Origin of the sequence: Micrococcus sp. CH7, from assembly GCF_001595485.1 — a bacterium.
Taxonomy (GTDB): Bacteria; Actinomycetota; Actinomycetes; order Actinomycetales; family Micrococcaceae; genus Micrococcus; species Micrococcus luteus.
This window is the reverse complement of sequence record NZ_LOSQ01000007.1, coordinates 1-15,250: the sequence shown is the minus strand read 5'-3', so window position 1 is coordinate 15,250 and position 15,250 is coordinate 1. Positions and strand designations below refer to the sequence as shown.

Here is a 15,250-nt window from a genome sequence, read left to right as displayed (position 1 = left end):
CCGTCCGCCTCCGTGCCCCGCCGTCCGGCCGCGCCCCTAGAATGGGACGCGGCCAACGGTGGCCCCCGTACGCCACCGATCCCGAAGCCAGACCTCGAAGGAGCACCGTGTCGGAGCCGAAGAACATCCTGCTGACCGTGGACGGAGAGCTGCGGGAGGTGACGCACGGCACCACCGGCCTCGACCTCTTCCGCGAGAAGCCGACCACCGCCGTGATGCGGGTGGACGGCCTGCTCTGGGACCTGGCCCGCGAGATCCCCGCCGGCGCGTCCGTCGAATCGGTGGACATCACGGAGCCCGAGGGACTCGAGGTGCTGCGGCACTCCACCGCCCACGTGATGGCCCAGGCCGTGCAGCAGCTGCGCCCGGGCGCCAAGCTCGGCATCGGCCCGTACATCACGGACGGCTTCTACTTCGACTTCGACGTCGACGAGCCCTTCACCCCCGAGGACCTCAAGCAGATCTCCTCGCTCATGCAGAAGATCGTGAAGTCCGGCCAGACCTTCCGCCGCCGCGTCGTGGACGAGGAGACCGCCCGCGCCGAGATGGCGAACGAGCCCTACAAGCTCGAGCTGCTCGGCAAGAAGGACGCCGCGGACACCGCCGGCGAGGGCGCCTCCGTGGAGGTCGGGGCCGGGGAGATCACCATCTACGACAACGTGGACCGCAAGACCGGCGACGCCGTGTGGTGCGACCTCTGCCGCGGCCCGCACCTGCCCTCCACCAAGCTCATCGGCAACGGCTTCGCGCTCACCCGCTCCGCCGCCGCCTACTGGCTCGGCAACGAGAAGAACAAGCAGCTGCAGCGCGTCTACGGCACCGCCTGGGCCAGCAAGGACGACCTCAAGGCCTACCAGGAGCGCCTCGCCGAGGCCGAGCGCCGCGACCACCGCAAGCTCGGCGCCGAGCTGGATCTCTTCTCCTTCCCGGACGAGCTCGGCTCCGGTCTGCCCGTGTTCCACCCGCGCGGCGGCATCATCCGCAAGGAGATGGAGGACTACTCCCGTCGGCGCCACACCGAGGCCGGCTACGAGTTCGTCTACACCCCGCACATCACCAAGCAGCACCTCTACGAGGTGTCCGGCCACCTCGACTGGTACGCGGACGGCATGTTCCCGCCCATGCACATCGACGAGGTCCGTGATCCCGAGACCGGCGAGATCACGCGCCAGGGGCAGAACTACTACCTCAAGCCGATGAACTGCCCCATGCACAACCTGATCTACCGCTCCCGCGGCCGGTCCTACCGTGAGCTGCCGCTGCGGCTGTTCGAGTTCGGCTCCGTGTACCGGTACGAGAAGTCCGGCGTGGTCCACGGGCTCACGCGCGTGCGCGGCATGACCCAGGACGACGCCCACATCTACTGCACCCGCGAGCAGATGAAGGAGGAGCTGACCACCACGCTCAACTTCGTCCTCGACCTGCTCAAGGACTACGGCCTCAACGACTTCTACCTCGAGCTCTCCACGAAGGACCCGGAGAAGTTCGTCGGCTCCGACGAGATCTGGGAGGAGGCCACCCGCACCCTCGCCGAGGTCGCGGAGGCCTCCGGTCTGCAGCTCGTCCCGGATCCGGGCGGCGCCGCGTTCTACGGCCCGAAGATCTCGGTCCAGGCCCGGGACGCCATCGGCCGCACGTGGCAGATGTCCACCATCCAGCTGGACTTCAACCTGCCCGAGCGCTTCGACCTCGAGTACCAGGCCGCCGACGGCACCCGTCAGCGCCCCGTGATGATCCACCGCGCCCTCTTCGGCTCCATCGAGCGCTTCCTGGGCGTCCTCACCGAGCACTACGCCGGCGCGTTCCCGGCCTGGCTTGCCCCGGAGCAGGTCGTGGCCATCCCGGTGGCCGAGGCATTCAACGACTACCTGGACGACGTCGTCGCGAAGCTGCGTGCCGAGGGGATCCGGGCGCGCCTGGACGACTCCTCGGACCGCTTCCCGAAGAAGATCCGCACCGCGGCCAAGGAGAAGGCGCCGTTCGTGCTGATCGCCGGCGGCGAGGACAGGGAGGCGAACGCCGTGTCCTTCCGCTTCCGCGACGGCACCCAGGACAACGGCGTGCCGGTGGAGGAGGCGATCGAACGCATCGTGAAGGCGGTGCGCGAGCGCGAGGTCACCCCATGACCAGCCCCGGCACCGGCGGATCCGACGCGCGGGCGCAGGCCCGCGCGTCGGCGGACGCCGCCGCCACGGACGGCTTCGAGCTGCCCGGCGCCCCGGACGCCTTCGAGCGGTTCTGGAACGCCCACCGCATGGCGTACGTGTCCAAGGGGACGGGCCAGGTCAAGGACGAGCACACCTGCCCGTTCTGTGCGGCCCCGCAGCGCGACGATGAGGACTCCCTCATCGTCCACCGCGGCCGCACCGCCTACGTGGTGCTGAACCTGTACCCGTACAACCCCGGTCATCTGCTCGTCTGCCCCTACCGCCACGTGCCCCTGTACACGGACACCACCACGGAGGAGGCCGCCGAGATGGCGGAGCTGACCCAGACGGCGATGCTCGCCCTCGGCCAGGCCGCCGGCGCGTCCGGCTACAACCTCGGCATGAACCAGGGGGCGGTGGCCGGCGCCGGGATCGCGGCCCATCTGCACCAGCACGTGGTGCCGCGGTGGACCGGCGACGGCAACTTCCTGCCGATCATCGCTCGGACCAAGAACATGTCGCAGACCCTGGGGGAGACCCGGCAGATCCTCGCGGGCGTCTGGGACCGGGCCGCCCGGGACCACGCCGCGCGCCGGGCGGCCAACGCCCGTGCCGCGGCCGAGCATCCTCGCCCGGGGGCCGGAGACCCCGCCTGATGCTGGACCGTCACGCGCGCGGCGTCACCACCCGCCTGTTCACCCCGGTGGCCCGTACGCTCCTGCGGGCCGGGGTCAGTCCGGACACCGTGACGGTCGTCGGCACACTCGGCGTGAGCCTGGGCGCGCTCGTGCTCTTCCCCCTGGGGCACCTGTTCTGGGGCACGCTCTTCATCACCGCGTTCGTGTTCTCGGACCTGGTGGACGGGATCATGGCGCGCGAGGCCGGGTCCACCGGCCGCTGGGGCGCGTTCCTCGACTCCACCCTGGACCGCGTGCAGGACGCGGCCGTGTTCCTCGGGCTGTGCCTGTGGGGCTTCGGCGTCGGCGCCGCACCCGCGGTCGGCGCGCTCTCCGGGGCCTGCCTGGCCCTGGGCATGCTCGTCTCCTACGTGCGCGCCAAGGCGGAGGCCCTCGGCTGGGACGCGCACGTGGGCATCGCCGAGCGCGCCGAACGGCTCGTGGCCACCCTCGTGGTCGCCGGCCTCACCGGCCTCGGTCTGCCCCCGGTCGTCCTGGCCGTCACCTTGGGGCTGCTCGCCGCAGCCTCCCTGGTCACCGTCGGCCAGCGCATGGCTGTGGTGCGCCGCCAGGCGCGCGACGACGTCTGACCGGCCCGGCCGCAGGACCCGCCCGTCAGTCCGCCGCGATCTCCGCGACGACGGCGCCCGTCACCTGCACGAGGTCGGCGGGCGCGATCTCCACATCCAGGCCGCGTTGCCCGCCGGAGACGTACATGAGCTCCGCGTCGAGGGCGGAGGAGTCCAGGACGACGGGGTGGGGCCGGCGCTGGCCCAGGGGAGAGACGCCGCCCCGCACGTAGCCGGTCCGGCGTTCGACGACGGCCAGATCGGCCAGGGCGAGTCGCTTGACGCCCAGCACCGCGGCGGCGGCCCGCAGGTCCAGCTGACCGGACACGGGCACCACGCACGCGGCGAGCGCGCCGTCGGGGTCCGCCACCATCAGCGTCTTGAACAGTCGGTCGGCGGGCACGCTGAGCGCCCGGGCGACCTGGACGCCGAACCGCTCGCCGCCGGCGTCGAGGGCCACGTCGAAGGTGTGCAGCCGGTACGGGACCCCGGCGGCCTCGAGGGCGGCGACGGCCGGTGTGGCCGCCCCGTGCCGGGCGCTGCGATCCTTCTTGCGCTGGCCCACGGCGGACTCAGGCGATCCCGGCCTGCTCGCGGACGTTGCGCTTGATGCGGCCGAGCATGGCGGACATTCCGCGCAGGCGCAGGGGGGTGAGGGCCTTGGCCAGACCGAGGCGGGTGGGGATGTCCTCGGGCACGTCCAGGACCTCGAGGGCGCTCAGCCCGTCCAGGCCCTGGGTGAGCACGGAGGCGAAACCGCGCGTGGTGGGCGCCTCCGGGGGAGCGGTGATGAAGAGGCGGACCGGGGCCTGCGGACCGGGCTCACCCTCGAGCTCCACGGCCAGGAACAGCGGGGTCTGACACTCCACGACCTGCTCCATCTCGGCCTCGTGGCCGTCGTAGCGCTCCGGCAGCGCCGGCAGCTCGTCCGAGAACTCCAGCAGCAGCTCGAGCTTCTCGGGATCGGGCACCCCGGCGAAGTCGTCGATGATCTCGGCCAGGGCGGCGGGCACGGCGTGGTTCTCGGTCATGGTGTCCCAGTCTAGTGATCCACGCCGTGCCGGGGGCTCAGCGCGCGGGGGCCTCGCCCGGCTCTTCGCCGACGGCGATCGGCAGGCGCACGGCGTTGCCCCACTCGGTCCAGGAGCCGTCGTAGTTGCGGACGTCCTCGTGGCCGAGCAGGTACTTGAGCACGAACCAGGTGTGGGAGGAGCGCTCGCCGATGCGGCAGTAGGCGATCACGTCGTCACCCTCCTGCAGCCCGGCGCCGGCGCGATAGACCTGCTCCAGCTCGGCGCGGGACTTGAAGGTGCCGTCCTCGTTGGCCGCGGACGCCCACGGCACGGACGCCGCCGTGGGGATGTGGCCGCCGCGCAGGGTGCCCTCCTGCGGGTAGCCGGCCATGTGCGTGGTCTCGCCCGTGTACTCGGGACGGGAGCGGACGTCGATCAGCGGGGTGGTCCCGATGGCCTGCAGGACGTCCTCGCGGGCGGCACGATCTGTGTGGTCGTCGCGCTCGATCACCGGGTACTCGGCGCGGGCCACGGTCGGGACCTCGCGGGTGGTCTCGCGTCCCTCCGCGATCCACTTGTCACGGCCGCCGTCCATCAGGCGCAGGTCCTCATGGCCGTAGAGGGTGAACACCCACAGGGCGTAGGCGGCCCACCAGTTGGACTTGTCGCCGTAGAACACCACGGTGGTGTCCCGGGAGATCCCCTTGGAGGCGGCGAACTCGGCGAAGGCCTCGGGGCCGACGAAGTCGCGGGTGACGGGGTCGTTGAGCTCGGTGTGCCAGTCGACGCGTTGGGCGCCGGGGATGTGGCCGGTGGAGTAGAGGAGAGCGTCCTCGTTGGACTCGAGGACCACGACGTCCTCGTCGCCGACATGGTCGGCGACCCACTGCGTGGACACCAGCTTCTCGGGGTGGGCGTACTCGGAGAACTTCGCGGCGGTATCGGTCATGGCACTGCCTTCCTTCGCGTCGGGGCGGGCCCGCACGGGCCCGGGGCGGGCGGCACGACGACGGCGGGTTCCGTGTCCGTGCCCTGCGCGCCAGATTACGGCACATCGGTGTCACGTAAGAGGGTAGGGGCCCCTCAGTCCAGGACACGCGAGGTCACATGGGTCGGGTCCGCGGCCCGATAGCATGGCCCGGAATCCCCGTCGTCGACCCTGGGAGTGTCCCGTGGCTCAGATCGTCCACCTCGCCGACCGTTCGCCGCAGGTCACCCCGGACCAGCTGCTGGCCGGCTTCCACCCGTCGTACCGCTTCGGCACGGTGTCCTTCGACACCTACATCCCGGACCCCGCGCACCCCTCGCAGGCACAGGCCGTGGAGCGGCTGCGCCGGTTCGCGGCAGACCTCGGCCGGGGCGGCTCGGGCGGCGGGTTCCTCGGCGGCCTGTTCGGCGGGAAGAAGCGGGCGGCAGGGCCGGCCGGCATCTACCTCGACGGCGGCTTCGGCGTCGGCAAGACCCACCTGCTGGCCTCGACGTGGCACGCGGCCCCCGGGCCCAAGGCGTTCGGCACGTTCGTGGAGTACACCAACCTCGTGGGCGCCCTGTCCTTCCGCAAGGCGGTGGACCAGCTCAAGGAGTACACCCTCGTGTGCATCGACGAGTTCGAGCTCGACGACCCGGGGGACACCGTGCTGATGTCCCGCCTCATGCGCGAGCTGGCCGACGCCGGCGTGCGCCTGGTGGCGACCTCCAACACCCTGCCGGGCTCGCTCGGCGAGGGGCGCTTCGCGGCGCAGGACTTCAAGCGCGAGATCCAGGTCCTGGCCGACCAGTTCGAGGTCATCCGCGTGGACGGCGAGGACTACCGCCACCGCGGCCTCTCCGCCGCCCCGTCGCCGCTGGACGACGCCGCCGTCGAGGCCACCGCCCAGGAGAACTTCCCCGACGCGGGCGTGCTCGCCGTGGACGACTTCGCGGACCTCACCGCGATGCTCTCCCGCGTGCATCCCTCCCGCTACCGCGAGCTCGTCAAGGACGTGGACGTGCTCGCCCTCCACGACGTGCACACCATCACGGAGCAGGCCACGGCCCTGCGCTTCGTGGTGTTCGCGGATCGCCTGTACGACAAGGACGTGCCCGTCCTCGCCTCCGGTGTGCCCTTCGACGCCCTGTTCACGCAGGAGATGATGCACGGCGGCTACATGAAGAAGTACTTCCGCACGGTCTCCCGCATGACCGCCCTGGTCCGGGAGGGCCAGACGGGCGTGGCCGAGCACAAGTGAGCCACCGCCCCTGACCGGCACGACGACGGCGCGCACCGAGGCGGGTGCGCGCCGTCGCCGTGTGCGGGGCAGGGTCAGTGCACGGCGCGGAAGCACAGCGCCGCCCGCTTGCCCGGCAGCTCGACCTCCCGGTCCACCGTGAAGCCCAGAGCCCGGGCGGTCTTCACGGCCCGCGTGTTGCGGACGTCCGGCTCGATCACGAGCCGACGCGTGCCGGGGCGTGCGCCCAACCAGTCCACAATGCTCCGGTAGGCCGTGGCGCGGGCGCGCCCCTGCAGGCCGCCGGGGGCGGTGATGAAATGGAATCCGAGGTCCCCGTCCCGCACCTCGTAGGCGCCGCCGACCTCCTCCGCGCGAGGGTCGTAGGTCTGCACGAGGGCCACGAGGGTCCCGCCGTGCCACACGAGGTGGTTCGCGTGGGTGGGCTGGAACTCGAGGAAGTCGTAGACCTCCTCGACGTCCTGCACGCTGTGCCCGCGCATCCCGTAGAACTCCGCCCGCGGCTCCGTGACGAGTGCGTGGATCAGCGGGGCGTCCAGGGCCGGGCGGACGCGCGTCATGGTCAGGCCCAACGCCCCGACGCCGACCTCGGCCACGATGCGTCCCGGAGGGGCCCCGCCGGGGACGGAGCGGGCGGGTGCGACGCCGCTGCCGGCGGACGGGGGGACGGGACCGGACGGCACGGGCAGCAGGCGGCCGGCGGCCCACGCGTCCAGCTGATCCGTCACGTGCCCGCCTCCGAGACCGGAGGCGCCGAACGGGACGACCCACCGGCTGCGGGTGCGGTCGCCGAGGTCGAACACGACCCGGGCCACTGGCCCGCGGTGGGTGCCGACGGCCAGGCCGGGGGCGTGCGAGGTGGCGCAGACCGCGTCCGCGGTGCCGCCCACCCGGACGGACCCGATCGTGTCGAGCACGTCGGCGAGCCCCGGCACATCCGGCCCGCCGGGATGCTCGTGCGTGAACAGGAACGGGGTCAGGGCATGCGCCGCACCCCACGTCCGAGCCGTGTCGTCGGGGCCCGGCGGCTCAGCGGCGTCGCCGACGGCGGCGACGGCGGCCCGCACGAGGTCCCTCGTCGACGCTGCGACCCCCAGGGCCGCGCGCAGCGGCTCCGGCCCGCGCTCGGCGAGCGCCGCGCCGACCCATGCGGCGGCGTCGCCCCACGGTGCCCACGGGCCGCCGAGCAGGGCCCGCGAGGCGGGCGGCAGGTGCGCGATCAGGGCGGCGGCCACCTCGTGCTCCACGAGGAGCCACCAGCGGGCCGCGGCCGATCCGGCGGCGGCGTCGCCGGCCCACGCCGGGACGGACTCCGCGGCCAGCACGTCGTCCGCGACGAGCGCGTCGACGGCGTCGGCGAGCCAGGCCCGCGGCGCGCCCGGGGTCCGGGTGTCCGTCTGCAGGGCGGCCATCGCGTCCACGGTCCGCTCCTGCGGTGCCAGCGCCTCGAGGGCCTCCCGGATGCGGCGGGACCGCCACGGCGCGCACGCGTCCACGGTGAGGCAGGCGGTGTCCGGGTGGGGCTCGTTGGCCGCCACCACGACGTCGTCCGCCGCGGCCGGCGCGGGCCAGCGCACCCAGCGCTGATCGAGGGACCCGTCGGCGGAGCCCCGGCCCAGCGCGGAGGCCCGCGCCGCACCCCAGGCCGAGCGTCGATCCCGGCGCCGCACGGCCCCGGCGTGCCGGGTGAGCACCGTCCGCCGGTCCGCGACGATCACGCGATTGACCGGCTCGACGTGCCCGTCCAGCACCGCGCAGGCCTCCGCGGCGCTCGCGGCCGTGAGCAGCCGGCGCGCGCTCGGCAGGCCGGTGTCGGCGCGGTCCCAGGCGGGGAACCGCATGCTCACCGGGCCGGCGCCGGGCACGTCCACGAGCCGCCCGCGCGGGGTGTGGGCCACCCGCACGTCCACGGGGTCGCCGCCGCGCACGTGCACCCGCTCGGTCCGGGCGTCGAGGACCTCCGGCCCCTCGGGGGCGTCCTCGAGGACCATCTCGAGCGAGGACACCATCGCCGAGGTCGTCACCCACGCGACGTGCTCGGACTGCCCCACATGCGGGACGCCCGGCACACCGGGGAAGGCCAGGCCGACGACGTCGACGCGGTCCCGGGGACGCTCGGCCTCCACCACGAGGCGCACCTGCTGGTAGACGCCGGGCAGCTCGAGCAGCCGGTGCGGGTCGGCGGCCACGAGCGGAGCGCCCTCGGCGCCGACGCGCACCGCCCAGGCGTTCGAGCCGTCCGCGTCGGGGCGCGGCGAGATCAGCGCCGCGGCGAGCGCGGGGAAGCGCTCGGCCAGCAGGGTGCGGAACAGGGCGGCCGGCGCGTTGGTCAGCCAGACGTTGTAGCCCAGGTGCAGGGCGAGCGCCGTGTGCGGGTCGAACGGCAGCGGCTTCACCCCGTGGGCGGCGAACTCGGGCGCGCGCCGGGCCCCGGCGTCCAGCCCCGCGTTCACGCCGTCGGCGAACCGGGTGAACCAGGCCCGGTCCTCCGCGTCGTCGAGGGCGTCGAACGCCCGGCGGGCCGCGCCGTCCAGGTCCATCTGCCGGGCGGCGACGTCGTTCGCCACCGCCGGCGGGCCGAACACCTCGGCGCCCATGCCGGTGACCCGGCGGTGCTCGCAGTCGACCTGCCAGGCCCGCTCCGTCGCCACGTGCCACCCCTGGAGGTAGGCCAGCTCGGGCAGGGACGCGGCCACGAGCGTCGGCACGCCGTGCGCGTCCCGGTGGCAACGGCCCGCCACGTCACCCGTCGCCGTCCCGGTCCACGCGTCCGCGCTCATGCCGCGGCGTCCTGCCGGAGCTCCGCCAGCGCGCGGCGCAGCGGCGCGGACACCGGGTTGGCCAGGCGACCGGCGTAGAGCAGCGAGCCCGACGGGTCCGTCAGGTCCACCATCTGCGTGGCGTTCCGCAGCTGCAGCCGGTTCAGGCACGAGTGCGCGAAGTCCTCCGCGTCCAGGCCGAGGCGCTCCACATCCGCGAGCCCCAGGGCCGTGTACTCGGCGAGGACCCGCCCCACCACGGCGTAGAACTCCTCCGCCGGCAGCAGGGCGTCCGCGTCCATCACGTCGGCCAGATGGCGCAGCACGCCGTCCAGCATGTCCGTGAAGAAGGAGAGGGAGAGGTCCTCGTCGGTGAGGTCGATGCGGATGCGCCGGGTCTGCTCCGTGAGCGGGACGCCGTCCGCGCCGACCACCACCTCCTCCCCGATGTCCTTGAGGAAGGCGCCGGTGACCCGTCCCTCCCGCAGGCGGAGCACGATGTTCTCCCCGTGGGGCATGAACACGGTCGAGTAGGCGGCGGCCAGATGCACCAGCGGGGTCACGTAGGCCGTCACCACCCCGTGCAGCCACTGCGCCGCCGTCAGCCCCGAGCGCTCCACGAGCGCCCCCGCCACGGAGCGGCCCCCGCCGTCCCGGTGCAGCAGCGCCGCCATGGTCATGACCCGTTCGCCCTCCGCCAGGCGCGGCAGCGGACTCTCCCGCCACAGGGCGGCGAGCATCTTCGTGTGAGGACCCTTCGAGCCCACGGCATGGAAGGCGTCCCCGGTGTACCCGGCCGAGGCGTACTCCCGCAGCACCCCGAAGCCCCACCTCGCGAGCAGGGGGTCGGAGTCCACGAGGTCGGCCACCACCGCGTTGATCGCCGGGGTGACGGACATGTACGCGGGGGAGAGGCCGCGCACGAACCCCATGTTCTGCACGGACAACGCCGTCTTCAGCTGCGGGGCGTGCGGGTCGCTCGCGTTGAACAGGGTGCGCACCGCCTGCATGGCCGTGAACGCGTCCGGGTCTTCGCCCACGTGCACCAGCCGCCCCGCGGCGAGGTCGGGGGCGAACGCCACCTGGATCCGGTGCTCCCACTGCCACGGGTGCACCGGGATCAGCGTGTACGCCTCCGGATCGACGTCGAGCGCCGCCGCCCGCTCCGCCCACAGGCCCGCCACCGCCTCGGTGATCGGCGGGGGCGGCGCCGGCACGGCGGCGCCCGCGCTCGCGGTCTTGGGCCAGGTCCACCGTCCCCCGAGCTCGGAGGGGAACGCGAGCCACACCGGGTGCAGCGCCCGCCCGCCCTCGGGGGCGAACATCGCGTACTCCGTGGCCCCCCAGCCGATGCGGCCGTTGGTGGCCACGAAGCCCGGGTGTCCCTCGCTCATGGCGGCCTCCACCGCCGTGTAGTCCGCGTCCACCAGGTCGGCGGCGGACGGGCGCTCGCCGGCCAGGGTGTGGCACCGGGCGGCGAAGGTGGAGGCGAGCTCCTCGAGATAGACGTCCAGCGCCTCGCCGGCCAGCCCGAGCACCTCGGCCGCGTCGAGGACGAAGCGGTCGACGGCCACCGCGTCCGGATCCCCGGCACGGCACACCGAGTCCGGATCCACGCCGAGGTGCTCGAGCGGGAGGGCACGCGCGGTGAACGTCCACCGCACCCCGCCCAGGGTGAGCGTGTAGGCGTGGCGGCCGGCGTCGTCGACCCGCTCGCCGCGCACCGGCGTCAGGAGCCGCTCATGGGTGAACTCGCGGATCGCCTTGGCGACGAGCAGCCGGTGGGCGTGCCGGGCGGTCGGCGCCGTCAGCGCGTCCAGGCGGGACGGGGAGGACGGGGGGACGGGGGTCATGCGGACACCTGCCTGTCGGGGGTGAGGAGGAGCGGGGGCTCGGGGAGGGTGAGGTCCAGCCCGGCGGCGAGGACGCCGATCCGGCTGGCAGTGAAGGACTCGGGCGTGGCGATCGAGAGCATCGCCGTCTTGGATCCCAGCGCCACGGGACCGAGCTCCGTGAACCCGGCGGCCAGGTTCTTCGCCCGGATGGCGGCGTTGCGCTCGTCCGGCTCGACGACGACGCGCCGCGCCCCCGGCTGGGCCAGGCACCAGCGCACCACCGCGGCCATCACCAGGTCCGTGGTCCCGGGCACCGGGGTGTCCGTCGGGGCGACGAGCACGTGCAGGCCGATGTCGCCGGGCGCGCCCGCATACCGTCCGGCCAGCTCCGAGTGGGCCGGGTCGTAGACCTCCACCAGGAAGGTCGCGGTCCCGTCCACGAGCCCCACGTGCGCGTGGTGGTGCGGGTGCGCGGCGATCGCCTCGTACTCGGCCACGACGTCGGCCAGGCCCGCCTCCGTCATCTCCCAGTACACGGCGTGCGGGGACGTCACCCACCGGTGCAGCAGCGGATGGTCCTGCGCGCCCACGGGACGGAGCTCCACACGACGGGCCGCGCTCGCGGCCGCACCGTCCACGGTGGTCTGCGGCGGCGTCACGGCGCTCACCGGACGCCCGCCGCGACGGCACCGAAGTCCTGGAACGCGATCGACTCGGCCTGCGCGTAGACCTCGCGGCCGGCGATCGTGCTGAGGATGCGGCCGCTGTGCTCCGCCGCCATGCCCAGGTCCGGGCCGGTGAGCCCCAGGGGCTGTTCGGCGGTGTTGTGCACGAAGATCCGGCGGCCGCTCACGTCGATCGCGTGGTCCGCGTTCGCCGTCGTCCGACCGTCCTCCACGCGCAGCAGGTGCCGCACCGGCTCCAGGAACGGATGGTCCGGGTGGCGGTAGCCCGTGCCCGCGACGACGCGGTCCACCACGTGCCGCGCGGTCACCCCGGTCTCCTCATCGCGCAGGGTGACCTCCACCCGGGGCGCGCCCTGGCCCGCGACCAGGCGGGCGTCCGCCACCGACGTGCCCGGCCACAGCCGGGCCGGGTCCAGCGGACCCACCTGGCGTTCGTACAGCGCGTGGTAGACGTCCTCGATCGTGTGCTCGCTGATCCCCTTGTACAGGGACCGGTGGGACGCGTTGATCTCATCCCGCCGCGCCCGGGGCAGAGTGGCGAAGTGCCGCTCATAGTCCAGCGAGGTCAGCTCGAGCGTCAGCTGGCCGACCTCCATGCCGAAGAACCGGGGTGAGCGCGTGACCCACGTGAGGTCCGGGTGGCCCGCGTTCAGCAGGTCCAGGGCGCACTCCGCCGCCGACTGACCGCTGCCCACCACCAGGACCGACCCGGCCTCAACGATGTCCTCGCGACGGCCCATGTACTCGCCCGTGTGCACCACGGGGGACGCGCCGACCCGGACCGCCTCCTCCGCGACGCGCGCGAGCGGCGCGGGCAGGGATGGCACCGTGCCCGTGCCCACCACCACGTGGTCGGCCCGGTGCGTGCTGGTCCCGGCCGCGGAGGCCGCCTCCACCACGAACTCGTCCGCCTGCTCGTCCCACCGCACCGCCGTCACCGTGGTCCCGTAGGCGATGCCGGGCAGCTGGGCTGCCACCCACGCGCAGTAGTCCGAGAACTCCCGCCGCAGCGGGTACCAGGAACCCCGGATGTAGAAGCGGTGAAGCCGGCCCATCGCCTTGAGATACGCCAGGAACGAGTACGGGGAGGTCGGGTCCGCGAACGTCACCAGGTCAGCGAGGAACGGCACCTGGATCTGCGCGCCCGGCAGCATCATGCCCGGGTGCCACACGAACGCGTCGCGGCTCTCCACCACCTCCACCTCGACGTCGGGCAGCGGGTGGGCCAGCGCGGCCAGGCTCAGGTCGAACGGGCCCAGCCCGATCGCGAGCACGCGGCGGGGGGACGTGGACGCCGGGCTCATGCGCACACCTGCTCTCCGTGCTCAACCACGCGCGCCGCGGACGGACGGGGTCCCGCCGACGAGGGAAGCGTGCAGGACACGGAGGCCGACGGGGCATGCGGACGGTTCCGCCCCGCCCCGCGCCTCCGGTGACGGCCGGCCCGCACCGCGTCGGCGTGCCGCAGCGCCGCCTCCTCCACGACGTCGACCAGCGCCTCCAGCTCGCCCGAGGTGACCGCGGGGTTCAGGATCGTGAACTTCAGATGGGGCACCCCGTCCACCACCGTCGTCGCGATCAGCGCGCGCCCGCCGGCCACCAGCTCCCGGTGCATCGCCGCCTGCACCGCCGTGCACTCCTCCTCCGACAGTCCCTCGGCCCGCACCCGGAACAGCACCGTCACCAGCGTCGGATCCTCCAGCACCGCGAACATCGGCCGGGCCCGCAGGATCCCGCACGCCTGCCGCGTGCGCTCGCGCGCCCCCGCGAACAGGGACGCCACCGCCTCGGCCCCATGCTCACGCAGCGTCAGCCACAGCTTGAGCGAATCGAACCGGCGGCTCGTCTGCAGCGACCGATCCGCCAAGTTCGGATGGACGCTGTCCTCCGGGTTCAGGTAATCCGCGTGCACCGTCACATGGCGCAGGCTCTCGGCATCCCGCACCACCAGCGCGCTGCAGGCCAGCCCCACGTAGAACGTCTTGTGGAAGTCCATCGTCACCGAGTCCGCACGGTGCAGTGCCGGCAGCTCGTGGCGCGTCGCCGCGCTCGCGGCGAGGATCCCGCCCACGGCCGCGTCCGCATGGACCCACATCCCGTGGCGTTCGGCGACGTCGGCGATGGCCGGCAGCCGGTCGATGGCGCCGCGGTCGGTGGTCCCCAGCGTCGCGACGACGGCCATCGGCACGGCACCGGCGGCCACCTCACGCTCGACCGCCGCGGCCAGGGCCCCGGGGTCCAGGCGCCCGGCGGCGTCGGTGGGGACGACGACCACGGCGTGGCGGCCCAGCCCGAGCAGGCCGGCTGCCTTGGCGATGCTGTAGTGCGTGGCCGCGCTGACGAAGACGCGCAGCGAGCCGAGCACCTCGGCGGGCAGGTCGGCGAGCCCGGCGTGGCCGGTGAGACGCTGCACGGCGCGGCCGCGGGCCAGCGTCATGGCCTGCAGGTTGGAGGCCGACCCTCCGGAGGTGAAGACGCCGTCGCCCGCGGCGAACCCGCACCAGCGTCCGACCTCGGCCAGGAGCCGCTGCTCCATGAGCGCCGCGGAGCGGGCCTGGTCCCAGGACTCGACCGCCGTGTTGAGCGCCCCGAGCACGGTGTCCGCTGCGGTGCTGGAGAGCAGGACCGGGCAGTTGAGGTGAGCGGCATAGCGCGGGTGGTGGTAGGCGGTGGTCTGGTGGGCGTAGAGCTCCGCGACCTCGGCGAGGCGTCGTCGAGGCTGCCCGTCGGCTGCGAGAAGTCGACGGCGCCGACGGCGTCGGCCAGGTGCGTCGACGGGGTGTCCGGGTGGACCCCCGCGCGGTCGTAGGCGGTGTCGACGGCCACCCGGGCCGCCCTGCCGGTGGCGTCGAGGTAGGCGGCTGGATCGCCGAGTCCGAACAGGCGAGGGAGCATGGGAGGGCCTTCCGTGAGGGGGTCGTCGGCTCCGGGCGGCGTGCGCCACGGACGTCCCGCACAGTAGGGAAGCCTTACCTAAGAAAGCAAATACGCAACAATGACGTGACGTATTCAAAGGGAGGACTCCAGCAAAGGTGAGGCTCACCTATGATGACCGGATGACGAGCTCCTCCGTCCTCCCCCCGCCTGCCGCCCGTCCCTCGCGTGTCGAGGCCCTGCAGATGAAGGCCTACCGCGGGCTCGCGGCCCTCGGCCAGGCGATGCCCGTTGACCGCGACGAGTATCCGCAGTGGACCATGACGGTCCGCGCCACGTGGCTGCTCGCCCCCCGGCTGCGTCGTCTCACGTTCGCCGCGGAGGAGTTCCGCACGTTCACCCCGCAGGGCTGCGACGAGTACTTCGGGCTGCTCACCCCGCCCCCGGGGCGGGCGCTCGTGA

Annotated in this window: 12 protein-coding genes and 1 pseudogene; 5 read left to right on the top strand and 8 right to left on the bottom strand. The window is 73.5% G+C overall.

All coding sequences use genetic code 11. The annotated features are described in order from the left end of the window. Window positions 1-107: 107 nt before the first annotated feature. Genes thrS through pgsA form a run of 3 tightly spaced genes read left to right on the top strand, consistent with a single transcriptional unit; the run spans window position 108 to window position 3,414 of the window. Window positions 108-2,126, top strand: a complete 2,019-nt coding sequence (thrS, locus tag AUV08_RS02900; RefSeq protein WP_041102751.1) for a threonine--tRNA ligase — start codon at window positions 108-110, stop codon at window positions 2,124-2,126. Further along, complete coding sequence (locus AUV08_RS02895) at window positions 2,123-2,803, top strand: HIT domain-containing protein (RefSeq protein WP_044659662.1); 681 nt, start codon at window positions 2,123-2,125, stop codon at window positions 2,801-2,803. Before thrS ends, AUV08_RS02895 begins: the two co-directional genes overlap by 4 nt. Further along, window positions 2,803-3,414 (top strand): phosphatidylinositol phosphate synthase, encoded by a 612-nt coding sequence (gene pgsA, locus AUV08_RS02890; protein ID WP_044659663.1) that lies wholly within the window; start codon window positions 2,803-2,805, stop codon window positions 3,412-3,414. The genes AUV08_RS02895 and pgsA overlap by 1 nt, the downstream gene beginning before the upstream one ends. A gap of 25 nt (window positions 3,415-3,439) precedes the next feature. On the opposite strand, the gene AUV08_RS02885 is transcribed toward pgsA, so the two are convergent. From AUV08_RS02885 to AUV08_RS02875, 3 genes are read right to left on the bottom strand one after another with little or no spacing between them, the layout of a single operon-like run. Next, a complete protein-coding gene (locus AUV08_RS02885; RefSeq protein WP_044659664.1) occupies window positions 3,440-3,958 on the bottom strand; it encodes an aminoacyl-tRNA deacylase in 519 nt (172 codons plus the stop codon). 7 nt (window positions 3,959-3,965) lie between these two features. Further along, on the bottom strand, window positions 3,966-4,424 hold the full coding sequence (locus AUV08_RS02880; RefSeq protein ID WP_004167585.1) for a SufE family protein: 459 nt from the start codon (window positions 4,422-4,424) through the stop codon (window positions 3,966-3,968). A gap of 37 nt (window positions 4,425-4,461) precedes the next feature. After that, window positions 4,462-5,355 (bottom strand): sulfurtransferase, encoded by an 894-nt coding sequence (locus AUV08_RS02875; RefSeq protein WP_044659665.1) that lies wholly within the window; start codon window positions 5,353-5,355, stop codon window positions 4,462-4,464. Between the two features lie 223 nt (window positions 5,356-5,578). Here AUV08_RS02875 and zapE point away from each other — a divergent pair, with 223 nt between their 5' ends. Then, window positions 5,579-6,634, top strand: a complete 1,056-nt coding sequence (gene zapE, locus AUV08_RS02870; RefSeq protein ID WP_004167583.1) for a cell division protein ZapE — start codon at window positions 5,579-5,581, stop codon at window positions 6,632-6,634. A gap of 74 nt (window positions 6,635-6,708) precedes the next feature. Here the strand turns inward: zapE and AUV08_RS02865 are convergent, their stop codons facing one another. From AUV08_RS02865 to AUV08_RS02845, 5 genes are read right to left on the bottom strand one after another with little or no spacing between them, the layout of a single operon-like run. Further along, window positions 6,709-9,414, bottom strand: coding sequence for a GNAT family N-acetyltransferase (locus tag AUV08_RS02865; protein WP_036340822.1), 2,706 nt, complete (start codon window positions 9,412-9,414; stop codon window positions 6,709-6,711). Then, window positions 9,411-11,246, bottom strand: coding sequence for an IucA/IucC family siderophore biosynthesis protein (locus tag AUV08_RS02860; protein ID WP_052520015.1), 1,836 nt, complete (start codon window positions 11,244-11,246; stop codon window positions 9,411-9,413). Before AUV08_RS02860 ends, AUV08_RS02865 begins: the two co-directional genes overlap by 4 nt. Beyond that, window positions 11,243-11,887 (bottom strand): GNAT family N-acetyltransferase, encoded by a 645-nt coding sequence (locus tag AUV08_RS02855; protein ID WP_227717895.1) that lies wholly within the window; start codon window positions 11,885-11,887, stop codon window positions 11,243-11,245. The genes AUV08_RS02860 and AUV08_RS02855 overlap by 4 nt, the downstream gene beginning before the upstream one ends. Window positions 11,888-11,892: 5 nt before the next feature. Further along, window positions 11,893-13,218 (bottom strand): lysine N(6)-hydroxylase/L-ornithine N(5)-oxygenase family protein, encoded by a 1,326-nt coding sequence (locus AUV08_RS02850; protein WP_036313286.1) that lies wholly within the window; start codon window positions 13,216-13,218, stop codon window positions 11,893-11,895. Continuing rightward, complete coding sequence (locus AUV08_RS02845; RefSeq protein ID WP_197463614.1) at window positions 13,215-14,858, bottom strand: pyridoxal-dependent decarboxylase; 1,644 nt, start codon at window positions 14,856-14,858, stop codon at window positions 13,215-13,217. The genes AUV08_RS02850 and AUV08_RS02845 overlap by 4 nt, the downstream gene beginning before the upstream one ends. Before the next feature lie 112 nt (window positions 14,859-14,970). Between AUV08_RS02845 and AUV08_RS02840 the strand changes: the two are divergent. Next, window positions 14,971-15,250: pseudogene (locus AUV08_RS02840) on the top strand (hypothetical protein); the annotation flags it as partial.

Bases quoted from the DNA above. Each gene is read 5' to 3' on its own strand.
- AUV08_RS02895 (WP_044659662.1), top strand. From the start codon at position 2,123: ATGACCAGCCCCGGCACCGGCGGATCCGACGCGCGGGCGCAGGCCCGC.
- pgsA (WP_044659663.1), top strand. From the start codon at position 2,803: ATGCTGGACCGTCACGCGCGCGGCGTCACCACCCGCCTGTTCACCCCG.
- AUV08_RS02880 (WP_004167585.1), bottom strand. From the start codon at position 4,424: ATGACCGAGAACCACGCCGTGCCCGCCGCCCTGGCCGAGATCATCGAC.
- AUV08_RS02875 (WP_044659665.1), bottom strand. From the start codon at position 5,355: ATGACCGATACCGCCGCGAAGTTCTCCGAGTACGCCCACCCCGAGAAG.
- AUV08_RS02865 (WP_036340822.1), bottom strand. From the start codon at position 9,414: ATGAGCGCGGACGCGTGGACCGGGACGGCGACGGGTGACGTGGCGGGC.
- AUV08_RS02860 (WP_052520015.1), bottom strand. From the start codon at position 11,246: ATGACCCCCGTCCCCCCGTCCTCCCCGTCCCGCCTGGACGCGCTGACG.
- AUV08_RS02850 (WP_036313286.1), bottom strand. From the start codon at position 13,218: ATGAGCCCGGCGTCCACGTCCCCCCGCCGCGTGCTCGCGATCGGGCTG.